A 22971-nucleotide genomic window follows, 5' to 3' on the forward strand; every position below is an offset into this window, starting at 1 on the left:
CGCTGAGACGGCGTGGCGTGCTTGCGGGGCGCTGTCGCGTCCCGTGTCGCCGGGTCACTGGGAGCCGGGGCCGGGGTGGCCGGCGGTGGGACACCCGTTCCCCCCGGGCCGCCNGCTCGCTTCTTCCCCGTGCTGGAGCGGGCCGGGTCAAGGGTGGCCCGCAGGGCCATCGCCGCAGGCGACGCGCAGCGCCCTTGACGCGGCCCGTGGAAGCACGACCCTGGCAGGGAAGCGGGCGGCCCCCACGACCACCCCCCGAAGCCACCGGCCCGGTCAGCCGCCCTCCGCCCGCCTCCACCCCGTCAACCCGCTCGCCCAGCCCCCGCCACCCCGGCTACCGTGCCCGGCATGACGACCACGAACGACGGCACCGACACCCACCCCCGCTTCGCCGAAGCCCTCCGCGGACTGGGGCTCGGCGAACTGACCGGGCGGGTGCGGCGCTTCCCGGAGGCCACGCGGACCGCCGCCGAGGCCGCCGCCGCGATCGGCTGCGAGCTGAGCCAGATCTGCAAGTCCCTGATCTTCGCGGCGGACGGCGTCCCCGTCCTGGTCCTCATGGACGGCGCCTCCCGTGTCGACCTGGACCGGGTCCGCGAGGAGCTGGGCGCGGCCGAGGTCACGCGGGCCAGGGCCGAGACGGTGCGGGAGACCACGGGGTACGCCATCGGCGGCGTGCCCCCCTTCGGCCACCTGACCAGGACCCGCGTCCTGGCGGACCGCTCGCTGCTGGCGCACGACCTCGTGTGGGCCGCCGCCGGGACCCCGCACACCGTCTTCCCGATGTCACCCGGGGAACTGGTCACCCACGCGGGCGCCGACCTCGTGGATGTGCGCGAGCACACCGGGTGACCTCCGCGCCCGTCCCGGCCGGGCACCGCCCCGTGTGGGTGCGTGCGGCGGGCGACGGGCGCACCCTGGAAGCAGGAGTTGTGGAGGTGAAACGCCATGATGCACACCGCAGTGGGGTGGCATGTGGAGCTGGAGTTCACGGAGGACGACCGGCACACCCGGGCGGCGGCGATGGTCCGACTGCCCGACGGCACCGAGGTACGCGCGCACGGACGCGCCACGCGCCACACGGTCGACGCCAACCAGCCGAGAGTCGGCGAGGAGGTCGCCGCGGCACGGGCGTTGAACGAGTTGGCGATGACGCTGCTGACCAAGGCGCACGGTGAGATCGACGAGGCGTCGGGGAGGGTGTCCCACCCGATCCATGCCTGACCCGTGCCCGGTCCGCGTCCGGTCCGTGCCCGGTCCGCGTCGGCGCCACCCGGCCCCCGCGGTGCGTCTACCGTGCCGCGAGGGCCGCGCGCATCGCCCCGACCAGCGCCTGCGGACGTGGGTCCGCGGTCACCGACCTGCGGAAGCCGTTGGTGACATAACCGAAGGCGATGCCCGACTCCGGGTCGGCGAAGCCGAGGGAGCCGCCGCGGCCGGGGTGTCCGAAGGAACCGGGGCCGAGCAGCGGTGACGCGGCGCCGTGCAGCATGTAGCCGAGGCCGAAGCGGGTGGGGACGACCAGGACACGGTCCGGGCCCGTCGATTCCTCGGCGCGGGCGGCGGCCAGGGTCGCGGGGGTGAAGAGGCGGACGCCGTCGACCTCGCCGATGAGCGCCGCGTAGACGCGGGCCAGTCCGTCGGCCGTCGCCACGCCGTTCGCGGCCGGCTGGGCCACCGCCCGGTACGCGGGGTCGTTCTGGTCGGGGGCGGGGCTGATCGCGGCGAAGGCCCGGCGGGTGAGGGACTCCGGGTCCTTGTAGGCCGCGCTGATGGACCGCTTGGGGCGCAGCCGCGGACCGGCGGCCGGTGCAGGGTCGTCCGGGAGGTCGCCGACGCGGCCCGCCCGGCCCGCCGCCTCCTCCGCGGGCGGCAGCCCCAGCCACAGACCGAGGCCCAGGGGCCGGGCGATCTCGGCGGCGGCCCACGCGCCGGTCCCGGTGCCGCCGGTGACGCGGCGGACCAGGCCGTCGACCAGCCAGCCGTACGTCAGGGCGTGGTACCCGTGGTCGGTGCCCGGCTCCCAGGCGGGGGCCTGGGCGGCGACGGCCTCGGGACCGCGCAGCGGGTCGAGGGACTCCTCGGGGGTGAGGGGGGTGTCGAGGACGGGGAGTCCGGCCCGGTGGCCGAGGATGTGCCGGACCAGCAGGCGTTCCTTGCCGTGGGCCTTGAACTCGGGCCAGTGGGCGCCGACGGGTGCGTCGAGGTCGAGTTCCCCGCGCTGGTGCAGCAGCAGCGCGACGGCCGCGGTGACCCCCTTGGAGACGGAGCGCACCACCTGTGCGGTGCCCCGCCGCCAGGGCTCGGTGCCGTCGACGTCCCTGGTGCCGGCCCACAGGTCGACGACCCGGTGTCCGTCGCGGTAGACGGTGACCGCCGCTCCCCGGTCGCCCAGCGCGGTGAAGTTCCGGGCGAACGCCTCCCGGACCGGCTCGAAGCCGTCGGCGACCGTGCCGTGCACGTCCACCGTCCTGTCGGTGCCCACCCTCGTACGCCTCTCCTCGGATCCCCGCCTGCGACAGTGGGTGCAACAACCGCCCCGTGCGGGGGATTCCTCATGCCCGGGTGGCCGCCGGCCGCGGGTCGAAGCCGAAGGGGAGTTCCAGGCGGTGCGCGCGCATCAGCTCCGCGTCGGAGAGGAGGTCGCCGGTGGGGCCGTCGGCGGCGATGACGCCGTCGCTGAGGACCAGGGCGCGGGGGCACAGCTCCAGGGCGTAGGGCAGGTCGTGGGTGACCATCAGGACGGTGACGTCGAGGGAGCGGAGGATGTCGGCCAGTTCGCGGCGGGAGGCGGGGTCGAGGTTGGAGGAGGGCTCGTCGAGGACGAGGATCTCCGGTTCCATGGCGAGGACCGTGGCCACGGCGACCCGGCGGCGCTGTCCGAAGGAGAGGTGGTGCGGGGGCCGGTCCTTGAAGCCGTCCATGCCGACGAGGGCGAGGGCCCGGTCGACGCGTTCCTCCAGCGCGGCGCCCCGGAGCCCGGCGGCGGCCGGGCCGAAGGCGACGTCCTCGCGCACGGTCGGCATGAACAACTGGTCGTCGGGGTCCTGGAAGACGATGCCGACCCGGCGCCGGATCTCCGCCATGTCCCGTCGGCCGACCGGCAGTCCGGCGACGGTGACGGTGCCGGCCCCGGCGGTGAGGATGCCGTTGAGGTGGAGCACGAGGGTGGTCTTGCCGGCGCCGTTGGGGCCGAGCAGGGCGACGCGTTCGCCGCGGCCGACGCGGAAGTCCACGCCGAAGAGGGCCTGGTGGCCGTCGGGGTAGGCGAAGGCGAGGCCGGAGACCTCCAGGGAGTCGGGGGCGTCCGGCGGATCGGTCAGGGGTTCGGTCACAGGGTCCATCCCAGCAGACGTACGGCCAGGGCCGCGCCCGGCAGGGCCATGGCGTACGACCACTGGGCGCGGGAGGCGGTCACTTCGTCGATCACCGGCATGGCACCGGTGTAGCCGCGGCTGACCATGGCCAGGTGGACGCGCTCGCCGCGTTCGTAGGAGCGGATGAACAGGGCCCCGGCGGACTGTGCGAGGACGCCCCAGTGGCGGACGCCCCGGGCCTCGAAGCCGCGGGACTCGCGGGCGATCCGCATCCGGCGCATCTCGTCCGTGATCAGGTCGCCGTAGCGGATCATGAAGGAGGCGATCTGCACCAGCAGGGACGGCAGCCGCAGGCGCTGCAGGCCGAGCAGGAGTCCGCGCAGTTCGGTGGTGGCGGCGAGGAGCACGGAGGCGGCGACGCCCAGGGTGCCCTTGGCGAGGACGTTCCAGGCGCCCCAGAGGCCGTTGACGCTGAGGGAGAGGCCGAGGACCTCGGTGCGCTCGCCCTGGGCGACGAACGGCATGAGGACGGCGAACGCGACGAACGGGATCTCGATCAGCAGCCGGGTGAGGAGGAAGCCGGGCGGGACGCGGGCCGCCGCGGCCGCCGACGCGACCAGGAGGGCGTACAGGCCGAAGGCCCACATGGCCTCGCGCGGGGTGGAGACCACGACGACGACGAAGGCGAACGCGGCCGTGAGCTTGGTGTGCGGGGGCAGCCGGTGCACCCGGGAGTGCCCGTGCCGGTAGAGCCCGTGCGCGTGCCCGGCCCCCATCTCAGTCGCCCGCGGTGCCGGTGGGGGCGGCCGCGGTGGTGCCCGCCGGTGAGGTGTCGGCCGCGCGGCGCCGGCGCACGGACCAGAAGACGGCGGTGCCCGCGACGACGGTGGCGCCGACGCCGATGATCCCGGCGAGGCCGCCGGAGACGCGGGCGTCGGCGATGTCCTTGACACCGTAGTCCGCGAGCGGGGAGCCGGCGGTGGCGTGCTCCCGGGTCTTCTCGTCGATGCCCTTGTCGGCGGCGACCTTCTCCAGCCCGTCGGGGCTGGCGGAGGCGTAGAAGCTGACGAAGCCGGCGAGCACCAGGGAGGTGACGACGCCGGCGATCCAGAGGGGGCGGTGCGATCCGGCGGGGGCGGCCGGGGCGGGCGCGGCCTCCCGGGCGTCGACGAGTTCCCCGCCGACCCGCAGTCGCAGGCGCCGGCGGAGCCCGCGGGCCCCGTGCACCAGGTCCGGGCGGACGGCGAGCACGGCGCCGACGGTCAGGGCGGTGATGGCGGCCTCGCCGATGCCGATCAGGAGGTGCACGCCGATCATCGCGGTGGCGACCCTGCCGATGGCGACGTCGGTGGTGCCGCCGATCCAGTACAGGAGGGTGAAGGCCGCGGCGGCGGCCGGGACGGAGAGCAGCGCGGCGGCGAAGGAGGCGGCGGTGACCGACCGGCGGGTCCGCGGCAGCACCGCCACCAGGCCCCGGAAGAGGACGTGGGCGACGACGGTGGTGACGACCGCCATGACGCTGATGTTGACGCCGAGCGCGGTCAGGCCGCCGTCGGCGAAGAGGAGGCCCTGCATCAGCAGGACGACGGAGACGCACAGGACCCCGGTGAAGGGCCCGACGAGGATCGCGGCGAGCGCGCCGCCGAGCAGATGCCCGCTGGTGCCCGCGGCGACCGGGAAGTTGAGCATCTGCACCGCGAAGATGAACGCCGCGACCAGGCCCGCGAGGGGCGCGGTCCGCTCGTCCAGTTCGCGCCGCGCGCCGCGCAGGCTGACGGCGACGGCGACGGCGGCGACCGCTCCGGTCGCGGCGGACGTCGGGGCGTCGATGAATCCGTCAGGTACATGCACAGTCCGCATCGTGGTCTTCTTGCGAAGGCTGCGCAAGAGCGAGTGCTTGGTTATCTCATGAATGAGATAACAGGTGCCCGGAATGTGTAGCCCCGGAAATGGGGGACACCCTGGAGTGCCAGGGGGCGGAACGCAGGGCTTCCGCACCGGTGGCAGAGCGTAAGGGGCGATCCGATGTCCGTAGTCGAGCAGTACGCGCGGGCCCGTGTCCTCACGGACGCCGACCTCCCCGGCGAGGACGGGGGCGGTTCCCTGCCGGTCGTCCTGCGCTACGACCCCGACGCCGACCCCCGCGCGGTGCGGATCGGTTTCCCCGGCCCCGCCCCCGGCCCGCGCGAGTGGACCTTCTCCCGGTCGCTGCTGGAACGGGGCCTCAGGTCGCCCGCGGGCAGCGGCGACGTGCGGGTCTGGCCGTGCGGGCGGGTGCAGGCCGTCATCGAACTGCACTCCGCGCAGGGCACGTCGGTGGTCCAGGTCGAGAGCAGGGCCCTGACCCGCTTCCTGCGCCGCACCTACCGGGCCGCGGCGGCCGGGCCGGTGCCCGGAGCGGGCGCGGCCGGTCCGGCGCGCGGCGGGACCGTCGCGCACGGGGGCGGAGGCTGACCCTCCCCGTGGCGCGTTGTCGTCCCTGCCCGCCCGGGGCCGTTGACCGGGTGAGTGGTGGGGCGGTTTGCTCTGCTGCGCGCGGCGGGCGCCCGGGTCCGGGCGGGCCGCGACGGCGCGCGTCAGGGCGGACCAAGGGGAGGACGGCCATGGCCGGTGCGGCGTTACGGGGGACGGACGGGGACGCGGGCGGCGGGCGGGCGCGGGCCCGGCGGGCGGTGCGCGGCGGCGGGGTGCTGGCGGCGGCGGTCCTGGTGGGCGCGGTGACGGTGCTGCCCGCGGCGGCCGATCCGGGGGCGGCCGCGGTGGCGGCGGAGGGCGTGGCGACGGTGCCGGGGATCACCCAGCGGGTGTCCTACGGGCCGGGCGGCAGCCCGCTCGACGCCCCGTCGCGGGGCGGCGGCGTGAGCCGGGACGGAAGATTCGCGCTGTTCTTCTCGGCGGCGGCCGGCCTGGTGCCCGGGGACACCAACGGCATCGAGGACGGGTTCGTGCGGGACACCTGGACCGGGCGCGTCCAGCGGGTCACCCTCGGGGACCGCGGCAGGCAGCTCACCGCCGACGGCTTCGGCAGCGCCTCGCTCAGCGCCGACGGACGCTACGTCGCCTTCGACTCGGCCGAGCCGGGCCTGGTGGACGAGGACACGGACGACCGGAGCGACATCTTCGTGTTCGACCGGCTCACCGGCCGCACCGTACGGGCCACCTCGGGCCCCGAGGGCGGCGGGTCCGACCCGGCGATCAGCGGGGACGGCCGCTACGTCGCCTACTCCTCCGCCCGCAGGCTGCCGGAGATGCCGGGGGGCGAGAAGGCCCGCCAGCACATCTTCGTCCTCGACCGCACGACCGGCGTCACCCGCCTGGCCAGCCGCGGCGCGGACGGATCGGTCGGCAGCCAGCCCTCCCGGGCGGCCTCCATCAGCGACGACGGGCAGCGCGTCGCCTTCGTCTCCCGGGCCACCAACCTCGTGGGCGGCGAGGAGGAGGAGCCCGAGGACGGCACCGGGGAGGAGGTCGGCGGGGACGGCGGGCCCTCCATCCTCAAGCCGCGGCTGTACCCCTTGTTCGTCTACGACCTGCGCACCGACCGGGTCGTGGGCGGAAGCGTCGGACCGGAACGGCTCCTCGGGGTGTCCGACGGCCGGATCACGCCGGACGGACGGCACGTCGCCTTCATCGGCTGGGACATCGACCGGCGGCCCGAGGCACCCTCCGGCGGCCTGCTCCCGCACCGCTACATCGCCTACGTCCACGACCTGCGGTCCGGGCGGACCACCCAGGTGGGCCTGACCGCCGCCGGCGAGGACGGCAACGGCCAGGACACCTGGATCACCACCAGCGGCGACGGCCGCTGGGTCTACTTCGGCTCCTCCTCGGACGGCCTGGTCCCCGGTGACACCGACCGGCGGTACGACCTCTTCCGCCACGACCTGCGCACCGGGCGCACCGGGATGCTCTTCGACCTCGACGGGGACGCGCGGAACGAGGTCGGCGCCGTCACCGGTGTCGACCGCCTCGGCACCACGCTGGTCGTCACGGGGCCGGACGGCGCCTTCGGTCACCCCGGGGACACCAACGGGTACGACGACGTGTTCGTGCGCCGCGTGCTCCCCTGGTGACCCCCGGGCCGCCCGCCCCGCGCGGGCGGCCCGGCGCGTCAGCCGCCGGCCCGCAGCACGTCCGCCACGATCGGGCCGGCCGCGTCGCCGCCGTGGCCGCCGCCCTCGGTCATGGCCGCCGCCGCGACGTCGTTGCGGAAGCCGGTGAACCAGCTGTTGGCGACGGACTGCCCGTCGACCTCCGCCGATCCGGTCTTGGCGCCGATGTCGCCGCCGAGCCCGGCCATCGCCCGCTGGGCGGTGCCCTGGGTGGCGGTCAGCCGCATCATCTCCTTGAGCTGGGCCGCGGTCCCCGGCGGCAGCCCCTGCGCGGTGGCCCGCGGCCGGTCGTCCAGACCGTCCGGGACCAGATGGGGCTGGCGGAAGGCGCCGGTGATCGCGGTCGCCGTCACGGACGCCATGTTCAGCGGGTTCATCTGCACCTGGCCCTGCCCGATGGCGCCCGCCGCCCGGTCCGGGCCCCCGGCCACGGGCACCGTGCCGTCGGCGGAGACGATGCCCGTCCGCCAGTCCTTGCCCAGCCCGAACCGGTCCTCGGCCTCCCGGGCCAGCGAGGCGTCGGTGAGCGGCTCCTCGTCGACGAGCTTGATGAAGCCCGTGTTGCAGGAGCGCAGGAAGGTGTTGGCGAGGGTGGCGCTCTCGTTGGGCTCCATGCCCCGCAGGTTGTGGAAGGTCTGGCCCTGCCACACGGCCTCCGCGGGACAGGGCGCCGGGCCGTTCATCGAGGTCACGCCGTTGTCGATGAGCATGGCCGCGGTGACGATCTTCATGGTGGAGCCGGGGGCCACCTTGCCCTGGAAGGCCGCGTCGAAGCCGTCCGCCCGGTTGTTCGCGACGGCCAGCACCTCGCCGGTGCTCGGCTTCACCGCCACCACCGAGGACTCGCCGAACCGTTGGACCGCCCGCTCCGCCGCCGCCTGCACCGGGGCGCTGAGCGTGGTGCGCAGCCTGCCGGGGCGGCCCTCGGACAGCACCAGCAGCGGGGTGTCGGCGGTGTCCTCGGCGGCGTGCCGGACGGCCAGCTCGACGCCCGGGGTGCCGCCGGTCTTCTCACCGTAGCGCTCGCGCAGGGTGTCCAGGACGGGGCCGAGGGACGGGTACTCCTTCCGCGTCAGCACGGTGCCGTCGCGGTCGACCGCCTCGATCCGCGGGGCGGCGGACTCCCCGGTCACCAGGGTGTCGCCGTCCCGCAGCTCCGGATGGACGACGGACGGGCTCCAGTCCACCAGGGCCCGCCCGTCCTCCGCCCCGCGCACCACCCGCAGTTCGCCGCGGTAGGCCAGCGCCTTGGACTTCCCGTCGTGCGACACCGTCGCGCGCACCGAGAACGGCACGGTCGTCCCGGCCGGGGTGCCGGGCGTGATCCGGGCGGTGATCCCGGCCTCCCCGGCGTAGGACGCCAGCAGGTCGCCGGCGGCACCCATGTCGGTCGTGTAGGAGGCCGCCGTGGGGGCGTCGCCCTCCGCCCAGGCCGTGAGGAACTTCCGTGAGGTCTCCGCCACCTCGTCGGCGTCCGGCGGCCCGGTCCTCCGCTCCGGCGCGGCCGGTGACGAGGCGCGTGTGCCCTCGGTCAGCGCCGAGGCGATGTTGTAGACGCCGTAGCCGCAGCCGCCCACCATCACGGCGAACACGCCGCCGATGACGCCGAGCTTGACCCCCCTGCTCATGGTGAGCCCCCTCCCCGTGGTCCCCGTTGCTCCCGCCCGCGCTCTTGAACGCGTTCAGAAGTAGATGTGCGGTGCAGCCTATGCGGGGAGGGTGGCCGGAGGTACGGATGTGCCCGGATGTTGGCCGAATGGAGACCGGCCCCGTCCGGCCCCGCAACCGGGACCGGACGGGGCCGGGAGGACCGGGAGAGGCCCTAGACCCAGGTGTCCAGCCACATGCGGGCGCGCCAGTCGTCCATGGGGATGGTGGTGCCGGTGTAGAGGGGCCAGAAGTAGATGAAGTTCCAGGCGATCAGCAGCACCAGCACACCCGCCGCGGTCGCCCCCGCCGTGCGGCGGGTCTCGCCGGAGCCGGGCCGGCCCACCACCGCCCCCAGCATCATCGCCACCGCCAGGCACAGGAACGGCAGGAAGACCACGGCGTAGAACAGGAAGATCGTCCGCTCCTGGTAGAGGAACCAGGGCAGGTAGCCGGCGAGCAGCCCGCAGGCGATCGCCCCGGCCCGCCAGTCCCGGCGGAACAGCCACCGCCAGAGGACGTACAGCAGCGCGAAGCAGCCCGCCCACCACAGCAGCGGGGTGCCGAGGGCCAGCACCTCGCGGGCGCACTTGTCGCCCACGGCCGCCGTGCAGCCCCGGGTGCCGGGCACCGGCGACTCATAGAAGTAGGAGACCGGGCGGCCCAGGACGATCCAGCTCCACGGGCTGGACTGGTAGGTGTGCGGCGACGTGAGGTGGGTGTGGAACTCGTACACCTGCGACTCGTAGTGCCACAGGCTGCGCAGCCAGTCGGGGAACAGCCAGCTCCAGGAGCTGCCCCGGCCGTCGTTCGCCGCCCAGTTGCGGTAGTAGCCGCCGGTGCCGTCGGACGGGGAGAGGATCCAGCCCAGCCAGGACAGGACGTAGGTGGCGACGGCCACCGGCACGGTCGCCAGGAACGCCCACCCCAGGTCGTACCGGAGCACCGCCCGGCGCGGGTGGCGGGCGCCGGCGACCCGGCGCGTGCCCACGTCCCAGAGGACCGCCATCACACAGAACGCCGCCAGGATGTACAGGCCGTTCCACTTGGTGCCGATGGCCAGGCCCAGCATCAGCCCCGCCGCCCAGCGCCACGGCCGCGGGCCCAGCCGGGCCGTCCCGGCGGTCTCCGCGTCCGGGCGGACCCGCCCGTCGCCGTCCACGGGCAGCGCGGCGGCCATTCTGGCGCGGGCCCGGTCGCGGTCGACGACCAGGCAGCCGAAGGCGGCCAGCACGAAGAACATCAGCACGCTGTCCAGCAGCGCGGTGCGGCTCATCACGAAGTGCAGCCCGTCCAGCGCCATCAGCGCGCCCGCCAGGCAGCCCAGGAGCGTCGAGCGGAACAGCCGCCGCCCGATCCGGCACAGCAGCAGCACCGAGAGGGTGCCGAGCAGCGCGGTCATGAACCGCCAGCCGAACGGGTCGAAGCCGAACATCAGCTCGCCCAGCCCGATGACGTACTTCCCGACCGGCGGGTGCACCACGTACGCGGCGTCCGTGGGGATGGGGACGTCGCCGCCGGACTGGAGGACCAGATCGTTGGCGTTCTTGTCCCAGTTGACCTCGAAACCGCGGTGGACCAGCGCCCACGCGTCCTTCGCGTAGTACGTCTCGTCGAATATCACCGCCTTCGGGCTGCCCAGGTTCCAGAACCGGAGCACGCCCGCCATCAGCGTCACCAGCAGCGGCCCGCCCCAGGCGGACCAGCGCAGGATCCGCTCCGCGAAGTGCGCAGGCACCCCGAGGAAGGCCCACAGCCGGGGGGCGGGACGGGCGTACGGCGGCACCAGCCGGTCGCGCACGTCGTCCGCGGGCCGCCCCGCCGTGTAGCCGAATCCGCGCAGCCGTTGCCCCCAGGTGGGCGCCTGGTCGCGCGGGGCCTGGTCCTGCCGGTTGTCCGTGGACGCGGTACTGGTCACCGCGCCATCGTAGGGAACCGTTCTGTGCGCGTCCCGCGCATGGCCCCTACCGGTCCGGTTGCGTCCCGGTCCGTCCGCCCCTGGGAGGATGGGAGGGTGACTGGAACCCTTGTACTGGCGGGCACCCCCATCGGCGACGTCCGGGACGCCCCGCCCCGGCTCGCGGAGGAACTGGCCGGCGCCGACGTGGTCGCCGCCGAGGACACCCGGCGGCTGCGCCGCCTCACCCAGGCGCTCGGCGTCACCCCGCGGGGCCGGGTGGTGTCGTACTTCGAGGGCAACGAGTCCGCCCGGACCCCGGAGCTGGTCGAGGAACTGGCCGGCGGGGCGCGGGTGCTGCTGGTCACCGACGCGGGGATGCCGTCGGTGTCCGACCCGGGCTACCGGCTGGTCGCCGCCGCCGTCGAGCGGGACGTGCGGGTCACCGCCGTGCCCGGCCCGTCGGCGGTGCTCACCGCGCTGGCCCTGTCGGGACTGCCGGTCGACCGGTTCTGCTTCGAGGGGTTCCTGCCCCGCAAGGCGGGCGAGCGGCTGTCCCGGCTGCGCGAGGTCGCCGGGGAGCGCCGGACCCTCGTCTACTTCGAGGCCCCGCACCGCCTCGACGACACCCTCGCCGCGATGGCCGAGGTGTTCGGCGCCCAGCGGCGGGCGGCCGTCTGCCGGGAGCTGACCAAGACGTACGAGGAGGTCCGGCGCGGGGGGCTGGGCGAGCTGGCGGCCTGGGCCGCGGAGGGGGTGCGCGGCGAGATCACCGTCGTCGTCGACGGCGCCCCGCAGGCGGTGCCCGGGGACGTGGGCCCCGAGGAACTGGTGCGCAGGGTACGGGTGCGCGAGGAGGCGGGGGAGCGGCGCAAGGAGGCCATCGCCGCCGTGGCCGCCGAGGCGGGGCTGCCCAAGCGGGAGGTGTTCGACGCGGTGGTGGCCGCGAAGCACTCCGGCGCGTGAGCCGTCGGTCCCCCGGACCATGGGCGGGCAAACGCGCCCGCCCGCAGGGTAAAGAGCGGACCGGGCCGGGGGCGGATTCGGCAAGGCCGGACCAAAACAGGCCCAATACTCGGCAGAAAACGTGCTTTCGCCCCGGCCGAGGAGTCCACTGGAAGGAGGAAGGGGACGCCTCCCCGCGCCCCTTCCGCCCTCGTCCAGCGGACATCGGGAGCCGGCATGAGTGAGGCCATCCGTTCGACCGGCCCGGAGGACGGCGGCACGGCCGTCGTCCACGAGTCGTATTCCTTCGCCTGTATGCGCTGCGGGTACGGCTGGGAGCAGTCGTACGAGATCGAGCACTACCGGGGCGCCGACGGCCGTGCCCTCGTGCGCTACGTGGCCGACGGGCTGCCGGTGCCGTCGCCGCTGACCCGGCCCACCTGCCCGAGCTGCGACCACCACGTCGTACGGATCATGGGCGCGGGGCGGGTCGCCTCCGTCCGCGGCACTCCGCACGGGGTGCACCGGGTGCCGTCGGCCGGGCCGGTCGAGGTGCCCGGGGTCCCCGAGGCGGCGGACCGGCGCCCGGACCGCGGGGTCCGGCACTGGCACCTGTCCGATCTGCTGCGGGTCCTCCATCTGCGGCACCGGGTGGGCTGAGCCAACGGGTCTTCCGAAAGCGTGAACACTTCGGCCGTGAGTGTTCACGCTTTCGGAAACCTGCCCCTGCCCCCTGCCCCTCGCTCCGCCCCGCGCCCCGTCCCCGGCCCGGCGGCCTTCCGTAGGATCGGCGCATGTCTTCGAACGCCTCCGGCCGGTCCGGCAGGAACGAGCCACCGCCGCCGCCCGTCCCCCTGCGGGTACCGGTCGCGGACTCCCACACCCACCTCGACATGCAGGAGGGCACCGTCGAGGACGCCCTCGCCAGGGCCGCCTCCGTCGGGGTCACCACCGTCGTGCAGGTCGGCTGCGACCTCGCCGGATCGCGCTGGGCGGCCGAGACGGCGGCGGCGCACGACGCCGTCCACGCCGCCGTCGCCCTGCACCCCAACGAGGCGCCGCGCATCGTGCACGGAGACCCCGACGGCTGGTCGCGCCAGGGGGCCAGGACCCCGGGCGGCGACGCGGCCCTGGACGAGGCGCTCGCCGGGATCGACCGGCTGGCCGCGCTGCCCCACGTCAAGGGCGTCGGCGAGACCGGCCTCGACCGCTTCCGCACCGGACCGGAGGGCATGCGGGCGCAGGAGCGGTCCTTCCGGGCCCACATCGAGATCGCCAAGCGGCACGGCAAGACCCTCGTCATCCACGACCGCGACGCCCATGCCGACGTGCTGCGCGTCCTCGGTGAGGAGGGGGCCCCCGAGCGCACCGTCTTCCACTGCTACTCCGGCGACGCGGCCATGGCCGAGGTGTGCGCCCGCGCCGGGTACTACCTCTCCTTCGCGGGCAACGTCACCTTCAAGAACGCCCAGAGCCTCCGCGACGCCCTCGCGGTCGCGCCGCTGGACCGGGTCCTGGTCGAGACCGACGCGCCGTTCCTGACCCCGGCGCCGTACCGGGGGCGGCCGAACGCCCCCTACCTGGTGCCCGTGACGGTCCGGGCGATGGCCGCCGTCCGGGGCATCGGGGAGGACGAGATGGCCACCGCCCTCGCGGCGAACACGGCCCGCGCCTTCGACTACTGACGGCGCCGGGGGCGGCGGGGCGCCGGCGGGGGACGAGGGCGACGGGGGCCCGGCGGCCCCGGATACCCTTGCGGAGTGAGTAGCCCCGCCCCCCAAGACGCCCTGCTGGGCCCCGCCGACATCCGTGAACTCGCGGACGCGCTCGGTGTGCGCCCCACCAAGCAGCGCGGCCAGAACTTCGTGATCGACGCGAACACGGTCCGCCGGATCGTCCGCACCGCCGAGGTGCGCCCCGACGACGTGGTGGTCGAGGTGGGACCCGGGCTCGGCTCGCTCACCCTGGCCCTGCTGGAGGCGGCCGACCGGGTCACCGCCGTCGAGATCGACGACGTCCTGGCCGCCGCCCTGCCCGCCACCGTCGCCGCCCGCATGCCCGCGCGCGCCGACCGCTTCACCCTCGTCCACTCCGACGCGATGCGGGTGACCGGGCTGCCGGGCCCCGCCCCGACCGCGCTGGTCGCGAACCTCCCGTACAACGTCGCCGTACCGGTGCTGCTGCACATGCTCGAAACCTTCCCGAGCATCGAACGCACCCTCGTGATGGTGCAGGCCGAGGTGGCCGACCGGCTCGCCGCCGGTCCCGGCTCCCGGGTGTACGGGGTGCCCTCCGTGAAGGCCGGCTGGTACGCCGAGGTCAAGCGGGCCGGTGCCATCGGCCGCAACGTCTTCTGGCCCGCGCCCAACGTGGACAGCGGCCTCGTCTCCCTCGTCCGGCGGACCGCGCCGCCGGCGACCACCGCCTCGCGGCGCGAGGTCTTCGCCGTCGTCGACGCCGCCTTCGCCCAGCGCCGCAAGACCCTGCGGGCCGCCCTCGCCGGGTGGGCCGGATCGGCGGCGGCGGCCGAGGCCGCCCTCGTCGCGGCCGGAGTGTCGCCGCAGGCGCGTGGCGAGGCGCTCACCGTGGAAGAGTTCGCGCGTATCGCCGAACACAAGGAGTGACAGACACGTGAGAGCCACGGTCCGCGTCCCCGCCAAGGTCAACGTCCAGCTCGCCGTCGGCGCCGCCCGCCCCGACGGCTACCACGACCTGGCCAACGTCTTCCTCGCGGTCTCCCTCTACGACGAGGTCACCGCCGCCCCGGCCGCCGGGCTCCGGGTCACCTGCGAGGGCCCCGACGCCGACCGGGTCCCGTTGGACCGCACCAACCTCGCGGCGCGCGCCGCCCTGGCCCTGGCCGAGCGCCACGGCCGCGCCCCCGATGTGCACCTGCACATCGTCAAGGACATTCCCGTCGCCGGGGGCATGGCGGGCGGCAGCGCGGACGGCGCCGCCGCGCTGCTGGCCTGCGACGCCCTCTGGGGCACCGGTGCCTCCCGGGCGGAGCTGCTGGAGATCTGCGCCGACCTGGGCAGCGACGTGCCGTTCAGCCTGGTCGGCGGCGCGGCGCTGGGCACCGGGCGGGGCGAGCGGCTGACGGAGCTGGAGGTGGGCGGCGACTTCCACTGGGTCTTCGCCCTGGCCGGGCGCGGGCTGTCGACCCCGGCGGTGTACCGGGAGTTCGACCGGCTGGCCGAGGGCCGGGAGATCCCCGTGCCCGCCGCCGACCGGCCGGTCCTGGACGCGCTGGCCAAGGGGGACCCGGCGGGTCTCGCCGTCGCCCTCACCAACGACCTCCAGCCCGCGGCGCTGTCCCTCTTCCCGGAGCTGGCCGACACCCTCGCGGCGGGCAGGGCGGCGGGCGCGCTCGCCGCCCTCGTCTCCGGCTCGGGACCCACCACGGCGTTCCTGGCCACCGACGCCCGCTCCGCCTCCGACATCGCCGGCGTCCTGCGCGCCTCCGGCACCTGCCGCGACGTCCGCACCGCCACCTCCCCGGCCGAGGGGGCGACCCTCCTCTGACCGGGGCGCCCGGCGCGGGCGCCGCCGACGGGGGCGACGGCCGTCCGCCGCGCCGGGCGGTCGCCCGGAGGGCCTACGCTGGAACGCTGAGCGATCCCCCAGGCAGGAGAGAAATGGCCGTCAATCTGGTCAATGTCGAGAACATCAGCAAGGTGTACGGCACCCGTGCGCTGCTGGACGGTGTGTCGCTCGGCGTGTCCGAGGGGGACCGGATCGGAGTCGTCGGGCGCAACGGCGACGGCAAGACCACCATGATCCGGACGCTGGCCAGACTGGAGGAGCCGGACACCGGACGGGTCACCCACTCCGGCGGGCTGCGGCTCGGGGTGCTCACCCAGCACGACTCGCTGGACCCGGCGGCCACCGTCCGCCACGAGGTGATCGGTGATCTCGCCGACCACGAGTGGGCGGGCAACGCCAAGATCCGGGACGTGCTGACGGGGCTGTTCGGCGGGCTGGACCTGCCCGGCTTCCCGCAGGGCCTGGACACCGTCATCGGGCCGCTCTCCGGCGGTGAGCGGCGCCGCATCGCGCTGGCCAAGCTGCTCATCGAGGAGCAGGACCTGATCGTCCTCGACGAGCCCACCAACCACCTCGACGTCGAGGGCATCTCCTGGCTGGCCCAGCACCTGCGCGAGCGTCGCTCCGCCCTGGTCTGCGTCACCCACGACCGCTGGTTCCTCGACCAGGTCTGCACCCGGATGTGGGACGTCCAGCGCGGCACCGTCCACGAGTACGAGGGCGGCTACTCCGACTACGTGTTCGCCCGCGCCGAGCGCGAGCGGATCGCCGCGACGGAGGAGGCCAAGCGGCAGAACCTGATCCGCAAGGAGCTGGCCTGGCTGCGGCGCGGCGCCCCCGCCCGCACCTCCAAGCCCCGCTTCCGCGTCGAGGCGGCCAACGAGCTGATCGCGGACGTGCCCCCGCCCCGGGACAGCGGCGAGCTGATGAAGTTCGCCTCCTCCCGGCTCGGCAGGACCGTCTTCGACCTGGAGGACGTGACCGTCCAGGCCGGTCCCAAGGTGCTGATCGAGCACCTCACCTGGCAGCTCGGCCCCGGCGATCGCATCGGCCTGGTCGGGGTGAACGGCGCCGGGAAGACCTCCCTGCTGCGGGCCCTGGCGGACGCCGCGTTCAGCGAGGGCGAGCGGCAGCCCGTCGCCGGGCGGGTGAAGGTCGGCCGGACCGTCAAACTCGCCTACCTCTCCCAGGAGGTGGCCGAACTCGATCCCTCCTGGCGGGTGCTGGAGGCCGTGCAGCAGGTCCGCGAGCGCGTCGACCTGGGCAAGGGGCGCGAGCTGACCGCCGGGCAGCTCTGCGAGACGTTCGGCTTCGGCAAGGAGAAGCAGTGGACGCCGGTCGGGGACCTCTCCGGCGGTGAGCGCCGCCGCCTCCAGCTGCTCCGGCTGCTGATGGACGAACCCAACGTGCTCTTCCTCGACGAGCCGACCAACGACCTCGACATCGAGACACTGACCCAGCTGGAGGACGTCCTCGACGGCTGGCCCGGTTCGATGATCGTCATCTCCCACGACCGGTTCTTCGTCGAGCGCACCACCGACCGGGTCTTCGCCCTGCTCGGCGACGGCGCCCTGCGGATGCTGCCGCGCGGCATCGACGAGTACCTGGAGCGCCGCCGCCGGATGGAGGAGGCCGCCGCCGCGAGCACCCCGGCCCCGGCCGCCGCCGCGGCCCCCGCGACGTCCGAGCGGAGCGCCGCCGACGTACGCGCGGCCAAGAAGGAACTGCAGCGGATCGAGCGCCAGTTGGACAAGGTCTCGGAGAAGGAGACCGCCCTGCACGCCCGTATCGCCGAGAACGCGACGGACTTCGCGAAGGTCGCGGGACTGGACGCCGAGCTGCGCGCGCTGGCCGGGCAGCGGGAGGAACTGGAGCTGCGCTGGCTGGAACTGGCCGAGGACGCCTGACCCGGCGGACGCCTCCCGCACACCCCCCGCGCGCCTCCCGCGCAGGGGGAGGGCGGGCGGCGTGAAGGCGGCGTGAAGACGCGTAACAGAGGCATCACGGGCCGGTCCGCCCTTGGGAACAGGGGCGGACGCGGCCCGCTGCGCGGTCCGGACCGGGTGATAGAAAGGCCGTCCGAGAACTGTCCGAACGACCGCCCGAAGAGGCTCCGGGGCCACGCGCACATCCCGGGACGTGGCGAAAAATCAGTGAACGAGGGGGGACGCGCTGATGAGCCAGCCGCCCAGTCAGCCGCCGCAGCCGGGGGGCTTCGGAGCACCGCAGGACCCGCCGCCCCCAGGCGGTTTCGGAGCGCCCCAGCCCCCGCCGGCCGGTGGCTTCGGGGCGCCGCAGCCCCCGCCGGCCGGTGGCTTCGGGGCGCCGCAGCCCCCGCCGGCCGGTGGTTTCGGGGCGCCGCAGGGCCCGCCGCCCGGAGGCGGTTTCGGGGCGCCGCAGGACCCGCCGCCCGGAGGCGGTTTCGGAGCGCCGCAGGACCCGCCGCCCCCGGGGGCCCCGCCCCCGTCGCCCCCGCAGCCCGGCTACGGCCACCCGCAGCAGCCCGGCCCCTACGGGCAGCCCGGCCCCTACGGGCAGCCGGGCCCGTACGGCGCCGGCCCCTACGGGCAGCCCGGCCCCTACGGGCAGCCGGGCCCGTACGGCGCCGGCCCCTACGGGCAGCAGCCGGGCCCGTACGGTCCGCCCGGACAGCCCCCGACCCAGCCCCAGTTCCCCGCCGGTCCGCCGCCCGGCGGCCCCGGCTCCCGCAACCCCTTCAGGGGCAGGCCCGTCCTGGCCGCCGTCGCGGGGGCCGCGGCCCTCCTGCTGATCGGCGGCGGCGTGTACGCGGTGGCCGCCGGGGGCGACGACGGCGGGAAGGAGCCCGTGGCCCGGCGGAGCGAGGCGCCCGAGCCCTCCGTGTCCGGCGGCAGCGCCCCCGTCCGGCCGGTGGACCCGGTCGACCCCGGCGACGGCAAGGGCGACGGCGGTGACGACCCCGAGGACCTCAACGAGGGCCGCAAGCCCGGCGAGGCCAAGGTGCTCTGGTACAAGGAGGCGCCCGACGCCCCCGGTTCCGGCGCCGACGCCGAGGGCATGTGGATCACCGGCGGGTCCGCGGTGAAGGCCGCGTACAAGCAGGTCGTCGCCTACGACGTCGACGGCGGCAGGCCCAGTTGGGAGCCGGTCGTCTTCCCGCAGAAGATCTGCGCGACGACCCCCGTGAAGAGCGCCGACGACACCGTCGTCGTGGCGTACATGAGCGGCACCAGCGACCGCGCCAAGTGCAACCGGCTCCAGCAGATCGACCTCGCCACCGGCAAGAAGGGCTGGAAGGCCGAGGTCGCCGACGGCGAACTCTTCGACTCCGTCCTCTCCGTCGAGCTGAGCATCGCCGGGAACACCCTGATGGTCGGCCGCTCCCAGTCCGGCACCGCCTACGACGTGCGCACCGGCAAGCGGATCTACGACAAGAAGCGCTACGGCGACGCCTGCTTCCCCGCGGGCTTCGCCGGGGGCACCCGGCTGGTCCAGGTCGCCTCCTGCGGCGCGGGCGGCGCCAACGCCCACGACGAGGTGCAGGGTCTCGACCCGGGGACCGGCCGCGTCCTGTGGACCCACAAGTACGACAAGGGCTGGCGCGTCGCCCGGACCTACTCCGTCGACCCGCTGGTCGTCTACGCCACCAACGAGGACAAGAAGGCCTGGAACATCGCCTCCTTCTCCGACACCGGCGCCCTGCGCGCCCAGGTGTCGGTCGACGAGGACTTCGCCCCCGACTGCGGCTGGGCCATCCTCGAACGCGACCTCCAGGGCTGCTCGGGCGTCGCCGTCGCCGACGACACCCTGTTCCTGCCGACCAAGGCCGCCTCCGGGCCCAACGAGATCGTCGCCATCAGCCTCGCCACCGGTGGCGAGAAGTGGCGGGTGAAGTCCCCCACCGGCAAGTCCATGGTCCCCGTCAGGGCCGGGGACGGCGCGCTCGTCGCCTATGTCCAGCCGTCGTACGACGCGGGCGGCCAGATCGTCTCAATCCCCGTCGCCGGCACCTCCCACCGCCCCGCGAAGCTGCTCCAGAACCCGCAGGGCACCGCGTCCATCGAGAACGGTTTCTTCTCCAAGGAGATCGACTGGGTCGACGGCCGCTTCTACATCTCCACCACCCGTCTGACCGGCAACGACGAGTCGAGGGAGAAGCTGATGCTCGCCTACGGCAAGTGATCCCGCCGCCCGCGTCATCCGCCCGCGCCGTCCGCGCGCCCGCCCGTCCCCGCCGTCTTCCGCCCCACGAGGTACTCACGCCATGACCCAGCCGCCCCCGCCGCCCCACCAGCCGCCGCCGGGCGGTGGCTTCGGACCGCCCGAGGACCCGCCGCCGCAGCCGCCGTCCGCCCCGCAGGGCGGCACGCCCGACCTCGGCAAGGGACCGCAGCCGCAGCCCGGCCACGGCCATCCGCAGGCGCCGCCCGCCGGGCCGCCCGCTCCGCCCCCGGGCGCGCCGCAGCCCGGCTACGGCTATCCGCAGGCCCCGCAGCCGCCCCAGCCCGGCTACGGCTATCCGGGGCAGGCCCAGCCCGGCCCCTACGGGCAGCAGCCCGGCCCCTACGGCCAGCCCCAGCAGCCCTACGGGCAGCAGCCGGGGCCCTACGGCCAGCCGCAGCAGCCGTACGGGCAGCAGCAGCCGGGCCCCTACGGGCAGCCGCAGCAGCCCTACGGGCCGGGCACCGTGCCCATGCCCGCCCAGCCGGGCGGACCCGGCGGCGGCCGGAAGAAGCTCAACTCCCAGGTCGCGATCATCGTCGCGGCCGTCGCCGCCATCGCGCTGATCATCGGCGCCGGGGTCTGGTACGCGGGCTCCGGCAAGGACGACGACAAGCAGACCACCGCCGACGGCGGCAAGGGCGGCAAGGGCAAAGAGGGCGCCGAGCAGGACGGCGCCGACAAGGAGGGCAAGGGCGGCGCCGGGGAGACCGGCGGCAAGGGCGGCGACGGCGGCGCCTCCCCCGGCGGCAGCCGGGAGAAGGCGCCCGGGGACCCCGCCTCCCGGGTCCTCTTCCAGGTCCCGCAGCCCGCCGTGGGCAAGGACGACCGCAGCGTTGTCGTCGCCGGCTCCTGGCTCACCGACTCGGTCTACGCCAAGAGCGGCATCGCCGAGATCGTCGGCTACGACCCGGTCAAGGGCGGCAAGCTGTGGACGATCAAGCTGGACGGACCGGTCTGCGCCGCCTCCCGGCACGTCACGGCCGACGGCAGGACCGTCATCGCCCACCAGCCCGCCATGCCCACCAAGGCCGAGCCCTCGCACGGCTGCACCCAGGTCGCCGTGATCGACCTCGCCGCGGGCAAGAAGGTCTGGACGAAGACCGGCACCGCCGGTGACCGGCCCATCTCCTTCAACAACGTCACCCTCAGCGGGGAGACCGTCGCCGCGGGCAGCACCGAGGGCGGCGTCGCCTTCGACCTGGCCGACGGCACCGTCCGCTGGTCCCCCAAGCGGACCGACAGCTGCTACGACGCCGGATACGGCGGCGGCCCCAAGCTCGTCGCGGTCCGCAAGTGCGGCAGCTACGGGGCCCGCCAGCTCAACATCCAGACCATCGACCCGAAGACCGGCAAGGTGCTCTCCGAGTACCGGATGGCCAAGGGCATCGAGTACGCGGGCGTCGTCTCCACCGACCCGCTGGTCGTCGCCGCCGACGTCGGCGACTCCGCCAAGGACGGCAGCGGCATCTCCGACTTCTTCTCCATCGACAACAGCACGGGCGAGCTGCGCACCCGCATCTCCGCGCCGGGCAAGCAGTTCGCCGCGAGCTGCGACTCCATCACCAAGCCCGAGCAGTGCCAGGGACTCGCCGTCGGCAACGACCGGCTCTACATCCCGACCGAGGAGCACGAGGGCGGCGGCGAGGGCTACAGCCGGACCAACGAGGTCGTCGCCTTCGACCTCGGCACCGGCCGGCAGACCGGGCAGCGCGCCGACGCCGGCGAGAACTACCGGATCACCCCGCTGCGCATGGACGGCGGCAACGTGATCGCCTACAAGCGCCCGCCCTACGACAAGGGCGGCCAGGTCGTCAGCATCGACGGACAGACGTTCAAGCAGACCGTCCTGCTGGAGAACCCGGCGGCCGAGGGGGTCCGGGACGCCGAGGCCCGCATGTCCCCCCAGTACTCCGAGATCATCTACTCCCAGGGCCGCCTGTACATGTCGCAGGTGTTCGCGAGCGAGCTGATCAGCAAGAACCGCAAGGAGTACCTGGTGATCGCGTTCGGCCGGGGGGACTGACGGTCCCGTCCCGCGCCGCGGCCGCCGACGGCCCCGCCCCTCCTCCCGGGGGGCGGGGCCGTCGCCGTTGTGCCGGGGGTCCGGGGGCGGCGGCGGGGGGCCGGGAGGCGGTGGTCCGGTGCGTGGCGCGTTCGTTGTTCCCTCCGTGATCCGGCCGGACGTTCCGCGCGGTGCGGCGTTCTTGCCGGTAGGGGGAGCGCGGGGTGGGGCGAGCGTGTAGCTTCCCCGCATGGAGGACGGGGGCCGGGGCGGTGGCCCGGGGCGGCCGGGGGAGTGGGGGCGAGCTGTGGGAGTACGGCTGATGGTGGTCGACGACCACCGGCTGCTGGCCGAGGCGCTGGCGTCGGCGCTGAAGCTGCGGGGGCACCGGGTGCTCGCCGCGGCCGCGCCGACGGCGGGGGCGGCGGAGCTGGTGATCAGCCGGGCGCCGGAGGTGTGCGTACTGGGGACGGCCGTCCCGGCGGAGCCGGGGATCTTCGATCCCGTGGTGCGGATCAAGCGGGAGCGGCCCCAGGTGGCGGTGGTGGTGCTCGGGCCGGTGCCGAGTCCGCGCGGGATCGCGGCGGCCTTCGCGGCGGGGGCGTCGGGGTATGTGCGGCACGACGAGCGCATCGAGGGGGTGGAGCGGGCGATCGTCAAGGCGCGGGCCGGGGAGGCGGCGGTGGCGCCGGGGCTGTTGCAGGGGGCGTTCGGGGAGCTGCTGAACCCCGCCGCGCAACCGGACGACGAGGGGCAGCGGCTGCTGCGGCTGCTCACGCCGCGGGAGGTCGAGGTGCTGATGCGGGTGGCGGACGGGCAGGACACGCGGGTGATCGCGGCGGGGATGGGGATCGCGCCGTCGACGGCGCGGACGCATGTGCAGCGGGTGCTGATGAAGCTGGGGGTGGGGTCGCGGCTGGAGGCGGCCGCTCTGGCGGCGCGGACGGGGTTGCTGGACGCGGCCGGGGGGTGAGCGTGGGGGTGCCGGGCCGGGCCGGGCCGTGCCGTGCCGGGCCGTGCCGGGCCTGCGGGCGGGGCGCCGTGTCTGCGGTGCCGGTGGGTCGGTGGCGGTGATGGGGGTGCGGGGGTGCCTGCGGCCTGCCGTTGCTGTTTGCGGGGGGATGCTTGCGGGTGCGGGTGCGGGTGCGGGTGCGGGTGCGGGTGCGGGTGCGGGTGCGGGTGGGTTGTGGTTGTGCCTGCGGCGCATCTTTTGGTGGGTGGGGGTGTTTGTTGCGCCTTTGGTGTTTTGGGGTTGGGGCCGGGGCGGGGGTGGTCGTCCTCGGAACGGCGCGGAATGGGGTG

General features: G+C 74.9%; 19 protein-coding genes. 13 read left to right on the forward strand and 6 right to left on the reverse strand.

Annotated features, from left to right (window positions below; all coding sequences use genetic code 11):
- Nucleotides 1-348: 348 nt before the first annotated feature.
- Together GTY84_RS19650 and GTY84_RS19655 are read left to right on the forward strand one after the other, a co-directional pair.
- Nucleotides 349-852: a YbaK/EbsC family protein gene (locus GTY84_RS19650; RefSeq protein ID WP_161227613.1), complete on the forward strand. Its 504-nt coding sequence runs from the start codon at nt 349-351 to the stop codon at nt 850-852.
- A gap of 96 nt (nt 853-948) precedes the next feature.
- Nucleotides 949-1224, forward strand: coding sequence for a DUF1876 domain-containing protein (locus GTY84_RS19655; protein WP_161227614.1), 276 nt, complete (start codon nt 949-951; stop codon nt 1222-1224).
- 67 nt (nt 1225-1291) lie between these two features.
- Here GTY84_RS19655 and GTY84_RS19660 read toward each other — a convergent pair whose 3' ends face one another.
- From GTY84_RS19660 to GTY84_RS19675, 4 genes are all read right to left on the reverse strand, one after another.
- Entirely contained in the window at nt 1292-2467 is a 1176-nt protein-coding gene (locus GTY84_RS19660; protein WP_161227629.1) for a serine hydrolase domain-containing protein, read from the reverse strand.
- A gap of 88 nt (nt 2468-2555) precedes the next feature.
- Nucleotides 2556-3344, reverse strand: coding sequence for an ABC transporter ATP-binding protein (locus GTY84_RS19665; protein ID WP_161227615.1), 789 nt, complete (start codon nt 3342-3344; stop codon nt 2556-2558).
- On the reverse strand, nt 3332-4093 hold the full coding sequence (gene cbiQ, locus GTY84_RS19670; protein WP_161227616.1) for a cobalt ECF transporter T component CbiQ: 762 nt from the start codon (nt 4091-4093) through the stop codon (nt 3332-3334). Before cbiQ ends, GTY84_RS19665 begins: the two co-directional genes overlap by 13 nt.
- Before the next feature lies 1 nt (nt 4094).
- On the reverse strand, nt 4095-5168 hold the full coding sequence (locus tag GTY84_RS19675) for an energy-coupling factor ABC transporter permease (RefSeq protein WP_161227630.1): 1074 nt from the start codon (nt 5166-5168) through the stop codon (nt 4095-4097).
- 174 nt (nt 5169-5342) lie between these two features.
- On the opposite strand from GTY84_RS19675, the gene GTY84_RS19680 reads away from it, so the two are divergent.
- Entirely contained in the window at nt 5343-5771 is a 429-nt protein-coding gene (locus tag GTY84_RS19680) for an SsgA family sporulation/cell division regulator (RefSeq protein ID WP_161227617.1), read from the forward strand.
- Between the two features lie 149 nt (nt 5772-5920).
- Nucleotides 5921-7390: a PD40 domain-containing protein gene (locus GTY84_RS19685; protein WP_161227618.1), complete on the forward strand. Its 1470-nt coding sequence runs from the start codon at nt 5921-5923 to the stop codon at nt 7388-7390.
- Nucleotides 7391-7428: 38 nt separating this feature from the next.
- Here the strand turns inward: GTY84_RS19685 and GTY84_RS19690 are convergent, their stop codons facing one another.
- Together GTY84_RS19690 and GTY84_RS19695 are read right to left on the reverse strand one after the other, a co-directional pair.
- Complete coding sequence (locus GTY84_RS19690; protein WP_161227619.1) at nt 7429-9057, reverse strand: penicillin-binding transpeptidase domain-containing protein; 1629 nt, start codon at nt 9055-9057, stop codon at nt 7429-7431.
- A gap of 194 nt (nt 9058-9251) precedes the next feature.
- Nucleotides 9252-10994, reverse strand: a complete 1743-nt coding sequence (locus GTY84_RS19695) for a phospholipid carrier-dependent glycosyltransferase (protein WP_161227620.1) — start codon at nt 10992-10994, stop codon at nt 9252-9254.
- 96 nt (nt 10995-11090) lie between these two features.
- On the opposite strand from GTY84_RS19695, the gene rsmI reads away from it, so the two are divergent.
- From rsmI to GTY84_RS19740, 9 genes are all read left to right on the forward strand, one after another.
- Nucleotides 11091-11939: a 16S rRNA (cytidine(1402)-2'-O)-methyltransferase gene (gene rsmI / locus GTY84_RS19700; RefSeq protein ID WP_161227621.1), complete on the forward strand. Its 849-nt coding sequence runs from the start codon at nt 11091-11093 to the stop codon at nt 11937-11939.
- Nucleotides 11940-12155: 216 nt separating this feature from the next.
- The gene (locus GTY84_RS19705) at nt 12156-12578 is read left to right on the forward strand and encodes a hypothetical protein (RefSeq protein WP_161227622.1); all 423 of its coding nucleotides are present in this window, start codon (nt 12156-12158) and stop codon (nt 12576-12578) included.
- Nucleotides 12579-12712: 134 nt separating this feature from the next.
- Nucleotides 12713-13603: a TatD family hydrolase gene (locus tag GTY84_RS19710; RefSeq protein WP_161227623.1), complete on the forward strand. Its 891-nt coding sequence runs from the start codon at nt 12713-12715 to the stop codon at nt 13601-13603.
- 75 nt (nt 13604-13678) lie between these two features.
- Nucleotides 13679-14542, forward strand: coding sequence for a 16S rRNA (adenine(1518)-N(6)/adenine(1519)-N(6))-dimethyltransferase RsmA (gene rsmA, locus GTY84_RS19715; RefSeq protein ID WP_161227624.1), 864 nt, complete (start codon nt 13679-13681; stop codon nt 14540-14542).
- A gap of 7 nt (nt 14543-14549) precedes the next feature.
- Nucleotides 14550-15443 (forward strand): 4-(cytidine 5'-diphospho)-2-C-methyl-D-erythritol kinase, encoded by an 894-nt coding sequence (locus tag GTY84_RS19720; RefSeq protein WP_161227625.1) that lies wholly within the window; start codon nt 14550-14552, stop codon nt 15441-15443.
- A gap of 113 nt (nt 15444-15556) precedes the next feature.
- The gene (locus tag GTY84_RS19725; RefSeq protein ID WP_161227626.1) at nt 15557-17371 is read left to right on the forward strand and encodes an ABC-F family ATP-binding cassette domain-containing protein; all 1815 of its coding nucleotides are present in this window, start codon (nt 15557-15559) and stop codon (nt 17369-17371) included.
- 268 nt (nt 17372-17639) lie between these two features.
- The gene (locus GTY84_RS19730) at nt 17640-19625 is read left to right on the forward strand and encodes a PQQ-binding-like beta-propeller repeat protein (protein ID WP_161227627.1); all 1986 of its coding nucleotides are present in this window, start codon (nt 17640-17642) and stop codon (nt 19623-19625) included.
- Between the two features lie 82 nt (nt 19626-19707).
- The gene (locus tag GTY84_RS19735) at nt 19708-21690 is read left to right on the forward strand and encodes a PQQ-binding-like beta-propeller repeat protein (protein ID WP_202551437.1); all 1983 of its coding nucleotides are present in this window, start codon (nt 19708-19710) and stop codon (nt 21688-21690) included.
- A 286-nt stretch (nt 21691-21976) separates the two neighbouring features.
- Nucleotides 21977-22642 carry a LuxR C-terminal-related transcriptional regulator gene (locus GTY84_RS19740; RefSeq protein WP_161227628.1) on the forward strand — a complete coding sequence of 222 codons (666 nt, stop codon included), beginning with the start codon at nt 21977-21979 and terminating at the stop codon, nt 22640-22642.
- Nucleotides 22643-22971: the final 329 nt, after the last annotated feature.

The organism is Streptomyces sp. SID8352 (assembly GCF_009862265.1).
GTDB lineage: Bacteria > Actinomycetota > Actinomycetes > Streptomycetales > Streptomycetaceae > Streptomyces.

What these genes read in the sequence shown, in the direction of transcription:
- GTY84_RS19650 (WP_161227613.1), top strand. Translation starts at nt 349, where the DNA reads ATGACGACCACGAACGACGGCACCGACACCCACCCCCGCTTCGCCGAA.
- GTY84_RS19655 (WP_161227614.1), top strand. Translation starts at nt 949, where the DNA reads ATGATGCACACCGCAGTGGGGTGGCATGTGGAGCTGGAGTTCACGGAG.
- GTY84_RS19665 (WP_161227615.1), bottom strand. Translation starts at nt 3,344, where the DNA reads ATGGACCCTGTGACCGAACCCCTGACCGATCCGCCGGACGCCCCCGAC.
- cbiQ (WP_161227616.1), bottom strand. Translation starts at nt 4,093, where the DNA reads ATGGGGGCCGGGCACGCGCACGGGCTCTACCGGCACGGGCACTCCCGG.
- GTY84_RS19680 (WP_161227617.1), top strand. Translation starts at nt 5,343, where the DNA reads ATGTCCGTAGTCGAGCAGTACGCGCGGGCCCGTGTCCTCACGGACGCC.
- GTY84_RS19685 (WP_161227618.1), top strand. Translation starts at nt 5,921, where the DNA reads ATGGCCGGTGCGGCGTTACGGGGGACGGACGGGGACGCGGGCGGCGGG.
- GTY84_RS19690 (WP_161227619.1), bottom strand. Translation starts at nt 9,057, where the DNA reads ATGAGCAGGGGGGTCAAGCTCGGCGTCATCGGCGGCGTGTTCGCCGTG.
- GTY84_RS19705 (WP_161227622.1), top strand. Translation starts at nt 12,156, where the DNA reads ATGAGTGAGGCCATCCGTTCGACCGGCCCGGAGGACGGCGGCACGGCC.
- GTY84_RS19710 (WP_161227623.1), top strand. Translation starts at nt 12,713, where the DNA reads ATGTCTTCGAACGCCTCCGGCCGGTCCGGCAGGAACGAGCCACCGCCG.
- GTY84_RS19725 (WP_161227626.1), top strand. Translation starts at nt 15,557, where the DNA reads ATGGCCGTCAATCTGGTCAATGTCGAGAACATCAGCAAGGTGTACGGC.
- GTY84_RS19730 (WP_161227627.1), top strand. Translation starts at nt 17,640, where the DNA reads ATGAGCCAGCCGCCCAGTCAGCCGCCGCAGCCGGGGGGCTTCGGAGCA.
- GTY84_RS19735 (WP_202551437.1), top strand. Translation starts at nt 19,708, where the DNA reads ATGACCCAGCCGCCCCCGCCGCCCCACCAGCCGCCGCCGGGCGGTGGC.